This is a genomic window from Vibrio sp. MOR3, from assembly GCF_001557775.1.
GTDB classification, from domain to species: domain Bacteria; phylum Pseudomonadota; class Gammaproteobacteria; order Enterobacterales; family Vibrionaceae; genus Vibrio; species Vibrio jasicida.
This window is the reverse complement of record NZ_LNRD01000035.1, coordinates 1-1,505: the sequence shown is the minus strand read 5'-3', so window position 1 is coordinate 1,505 and position 1,505 is coordinate 1. Positions and strand designations below refer to the sequence as shown.

General features: G+C 43.7%; 1 protein-coding gene. It reads left to right on the top strand.

Going from position 1 to position 1,505, the window contains the following annotated elements:
* Positions 1-106: 106 nt before the first annotated feature.
* Positions 107-1,486 carry an IS4 family transposase gene (locus ATB76_RS26680; protein WP_061036398.1) on the top strand — a complete coding sequence of 460 codons (1,380 nt, stop codon included), beginning with the start codon at positions 107-109 and terminating at the stop codon, positions 1,484-1,486.
* The last annotated feature ends 19 nt before the right edge of the window (positions 1,487-1,505 follow it).

Genomic DNA, 1,505 nt, shown 5'->3' with positions numbered 1-1,505 from the left:
CTGTCTCTTATACACAAATCCCCAAGCTTGTAGCTTGGGGATTTTTTTTGAACTCTTTCAAGTGTGTGTGATCTGATCACTTAGTAATCCTTACTGAAACACTAAGATGACACACTCAGACGCTAAACTTTGGGCACAAGAACAATTTGGACAAGCACAACTTAAAGACCCTCGAAGAACACAACGCCTCATCAGTTTAGCGACTTCCATTGCTAATCAACCAGGAGTCTCCGTGGCTAAACTTCCTTTTTCTCCCGCCGATATGGAAGGTGCATATCGCTTTATCCGCAATGAAAACATTGATGCAAAAGACATCGCTGAAGCAGGTTTTCAATCAACTGTATCTCGAGCTAACGAGCATGAGGAATTACTCGCGCTTGAAGATACAACAACGCTCAGTTTTCCTCATCGAAGTATAAAAGAGGAGCTCGGGCATACTAATCAAGGCGATAGAACTCGAGCTCTCCACGTACATTCGACGTTACTTTTTGCACCACAAAGCCAAACCATTGTCGGTCTGATAGAGCAGCAGCGATGGAGCCGAGATATAACCAAGCGTGGGCAAAAGCATCAACACGCGACTCGTCCTTATAAGGAGAAAGAGAGTTACAAATGGGAGCAAGCTTCTCGTCGTGTCGTTGAACGTCTAGGGGATAAAATGTTAGATGTTATCTCGGTCTGTGACCGAGAAGCTGACCTATTCGAATACTTAACTTATAAACGTCAACATCAGCAGCGCTTTGTCGTTCGCTCAATGCAAAGTCGTTGTCTAGAAGAGCACGCTCAAAAGCTATATGACTATGCGCAAGCCTTACCAAGCGTCGAGACAAAAGAGCTTACCATCCCCCAAAAAGGAGGGAGAAAAGCGAGAGATGTAAAGCTTGATGTTAAATATGGTCAGGTGACATTAAAGGCTCCGGCAAACAAAAAAGAGCACGCAGGCATACCTGTTTATTATGTTGGTTGCCTTGAGCAAGGGACATCAAAAGACAAGTTAGCATGGCACCTCTTGACGTCGGAGCCAATAAACAACGTTGAAGACGCTATGAGAATTATCAGTTATTACGAGCGCCGATGGCTGATTGAAGATTTCCATAAAGTCTGGAAAAGTGAAGGGACAGATGTGGAGTCACTCAGGCTACAAAGTAAAGATAACTTAGAGAGATTAAGTGTCATCTATGCCTTTGTTGCTACGCGTTTATTGGCGTTACGCTTCATTAAAGAAGTTGATGAGCTAACGAAAGAAAGTTGTGAAAAGGTATTGGGCCAAAAAGCTTGGAAGCTACTGTGGTTGAAACTAGAAAGTAAGGCGTTACCTAAAGAAGTGCCCGATATGGGCTGGGCGTACAAAAATCTTGCTAAATTAGGCGGTTGGAAAGATACCAAGAGGACGGGTAGAGCTTCAATAAAGGTGCTTTGGGAAGGGTGGTTTAAACTACAAACCATCCTTGAAGGCTACGAACTCGCAATGTCTCTTGATCACTAGACTTGTGATCAAGAGACAG

What these genes read in the sequence shown, in the direction of transcription:
- ATB76_RS26680 (WP_061036398.1), top strand. Translation starts at nt 107, where the DNA reads ATGACACACTCAGACGCTAAACTTTGGGCACAAGAACAATTTGGACAA.